General features: G+C 60.1%; 4 protein-coding genes. All 4 read right to left on the bottom strand.

Annotation, left to right across the window (positions count from 1 at the left end):
* Window positions 1-27 precede the first annotated feature (27 nt).
* The 4 genes from B3520_RS00005 to B3520_RS00020 all read right to left on the bottom strand — a co-directional run bounded on the left by B3520_RS00005 (window position 28) and on the right by B3520_RS00020 (window position 2,817).
* The gene (locus B3520_RS00005; RefSeq protein ID WP_339618209.1) at window positions 28-612 is read right to left on the bottom strand and encodes a YqiA/YcfP family alpha/beta fold hydrolase; all 585 of its coding nucleotides are present in this window, start codon (window positions 610-612) and stop codon (window positions 28-30) included.
* A gap of 10 nt (window positions 613-622) precedes the next feature.
* Entirely contained in the window at window positions 623-1,405 is a 783-nt protein-coding gene (cpdA, locus tag B3520_RS00010; RefSeq protein WP_286806844.1) for a 3',5'-cyclic-AMP phosphodiesterase, read from the bottom strand.
* Between the two features lie 162 nt (window positions 1,406-1,567).
* Entirely contained in the window at window positions 1,568-2,020 is a 453-nt protein-coding gene (locus B3520_RS00015; RefSeq protein ID WP_286806843.1) for a DUF1249 domain-containing protein, read from the bottom strand.
* 179 nt (window positions 2,021-2,199) lie between these two features.
* Window positions 2,200-2,817 carry an NUDIX domain-containing protein gene (locus tag B3520_RS00020; RefSeq protein ID WP_286806842.1) on the bottom strand — a complete coding sequence of 206 codons (618 nt, stop codon included), beginning with the start codon at window positions 2,815-2,817 and terminating at the stop codon, window positions 2,200-2,202.
* Between the last annotated feature and the right edge of the window lie 254 nt (window positions 2,818-3,071).

A 3,071-nucleotide genomic window follows, 5' to 3' on the forward strand; every position in this document is an offset into this window, starting at 1 on the left:
CGTTACCCAAACCTCTGCCATCCGCCGTTACCGCCCTTCCAGAAACGCCATCGCTTCGGGGATATACCGCTCAAAGCCCTGAAAACCGTGGTCGCCGCCGGGCTCGATCGTCTGCCTCGCGCCCTGGTATTTGGCCACCGCCTGTCGATAATCCAGGGTTTCATCCCCGGTCTGAACCAACAGCCACAGATTCTCGGGGTGGTTCAGCGGCTCGACCTCATAGGCCCGGATTTCATCCACATGGTGGGCGCTCAGGCGGTAGGTATCATCGGTGTGATAGCCCTTGAGGTCAACCTCCAGATAATCCGGCATGAACTGCCAGGGGCTGACCGCCGGGTTGATCAGTACCGCTCGGGCGCTGTATCGCTCGGCCAGCCAGGTGGCCCAGAAGCCGCCCAGGGAGCTGCCCATCAGGTACAGGGGGCCATTGGTATCGGCCAGGTTCGCCAGCTGCTCGGCCGCCAGGCGGGGATAAGGGGACAAGTGCGGACAACGGTAGTCGATGTCGGGGCGATGCTCGGCCAGCCACGCCTTCATTTGCCACGCCTTGAAGGAGGCCGGCGAGCTGAGAAAACCATGGATATAAATCAGACGAGGCGCGGACAAGCCCAAATCGCCACCATCAATAGCCAGCCGACTGATAGTCGATCTGGTACTTCTGGTCCTCTACCCGGGATACCCCGGTGTCCAGGCGGCCATCGTCGTGCAGGTCAAACCAGCGGTAACCGGGCATGGCCCGATCCACGGCAAACGACTCACTGCCCGGTTTAAACTGGATACAAGTGGCGGGTGTGGCAAACAGCTGCACCCCGTTGCGCTCGCCGTGATAGAACTGGTGCACATGCCCCCAGGAGACACCTTTCACCTGCGGGTGCGCATCAATGATGGCGAAGAAATCATCGGCATTCTTGAGGATGTATTCATCAATCCAGCGACTGCCTACCGGCACGGGTTGGTGGTGCAGCATGACGAGGGTTGGACGAGGGCCGTTACTGGCGAGTGTCTGGGACAGGAAATCCAGCTCGCTCTCCGCCAGGTGGCCGTATACCTGCCCCGGCACGGCGGAATCGAGCAGAACCACCAACCACTCCCCGATACTCATAACCCGAGACTCAGGCACAAAGTCGCTTTCCAGCTGGGCCATGATGGCCGCCGAATCGTGGTTGCCGGGCAACCATCCCAGAGGGACCGAAAAGTGTTTGCGAACCGTGGTCACAAAGCGACCGTAGCACTCTTCATGGGCATCGCTGGCAATGTCGCCGGTACACACCATGGCATCCACGGCCGTCTGCTCCCGGGCTACCAGGCGCAATACATCGTCCAGGCTCTGGTCGGTGTTCAACCCTAATAGTGAGGGGTCAGACAGCGGGCCCAAGTGGCAGTCGGTAATTTGAATCAGGCGCACGAACGTCTCGATAATCCGGTTGATTCTGCTTCTGGCCAGAGGACGGAGGTAGATTGAAGCGCCGTCGAATGGCCGAAGTTTTTTCGAGAATAACCACAAGTGGGAGGCGGTGCAAGACGCATGCGACCGGTGTCGGAACATTTATCAGAAAAATGTGATCTTCTACCAGACCGTTTCCAGAGAGTGCCCCTTCTCCAGACATAAGCCCAGCCATTCCCCCAGAAACCGGTTCAACTGGGCTTTTTCGTCCTGGTGATACATGGCCTGGTTGGGGTACTCGTAGCGCGGCTGCAACCGGCGATGCCGCTCCCAGGCCAGAACCTCCGCCAGCTCGGCATCCTGGTAGAGGCGGACCGTCAATTGCGGCGCGCGCAACCACTCCGCTCCCGGCTCATCCGCCTGGACCTGACTCAACTGGACGGTCGTGGTGTAGCGGGAGCACTCGATGACCGTCACGCGTGTCTGCCAGTGCCGCTCGCCGCTGACCACCGCGAACTGCCACTGCGCACCCGGCGTGAGCGAGTCCTCGGGCAACAGCTTGCGCAGACGCCAGTAGTTGGCCTCGCACTCCGCCAGCTGGCGCGACAGGTTCACTTTGTAACGGCTTTTGACCATGCTCGGTCGGTCTCCGAGTGAGTTTGAGTTTCCTGGTACGGCCCTCCCGACACCCACAATAAAAGCCTCTGGAGCGCACCGCTGAGAGGCGATGCACCCTGACACAATCATGGGTGGGGCAGTGGGTCGGCAACCCGGCCGCAAAGGACCTGGAACCCAGTCTACCAGAGTTTGCCGATTCAGCCTTGCTTCAGCCGGGCGTGGTTGAGCTGCAACCACTGCAGACACAGCAATACCGCGGCGCTGTTAAAGCGTCCATCATACAGGTGGGCGAACACCTCCGAAGCGGCCAGAACGTGGACCTTGATGTCTTCGTGCTCTTCGTCCAGCCCGTGAATACCACCAGCCTGACTGAGATCCGCCAGGCCGCAGAGGATGTGCATTTTTTCATCGCTGCCACCGGGGCTGGGCAGGTAGTTGGCGATATATTCCATATGGTAGGGCTCAACACCGGCTTCCTCGACGGATTCCCGACGGGCAACATCTTCGCAGGTTTCGCCGTCTTCGATCATGCCGGCAACAATTTCCATGCACCAGGGCCCGCCGGGTTCGGCCAGGGCCCCCGCGCGGAACTGTTCGATGAGGCCGACAGTGTCGTGTTTGGGGTCGTAGAGCAGGACCCCGACGGCGGGGCCACGCAGGAACAGCTCCCGGGAGAGCTCTCCGGTCCAGCCGCCCTGAAATAATCGGTGTTTGAGGGTGACTTTGTCGACCCGGAAGAAGTCTTTGTAGAGGGTTTCCCGCTGGGTGATCTGGACGTCGTCACGGGTGAAAGGGGGTTTTTGCCAGTGGGTCATGGTGGGCCTTTGAAGCTGGTGTTGGGCACTTTGTAGTTTGGGCGGCCCCGCCATCAGGTGGTCTGTTTCGGAAACGCGATGAATCCATCCATGGAGCTCCCTCGCTTCATCCCTGAAGCGAGGGTTCCAAAACAGACCACCTGACACCGGGTCCTTCGAGGTATATTCAGCCCCCTATACTACGTAGCCCGATACCATTCGGCCACCTTTTGATGGGGTGTAGGGGTTCGGAACGGCGGATGCGCCTTCGGCTT

This window comes from Marinimicrobium sp. UBA4509 (genome assembly GCF_002388575.1).
In the GTDB taxonomy this organism is placed as follows: domain Bacteria; phylum Pseudomonadota; class Gammaproteobacteria; order Pseudomonadales; family Cellvibrionaceae; genus Marinimicrobium; species Marinimicrobium koreense.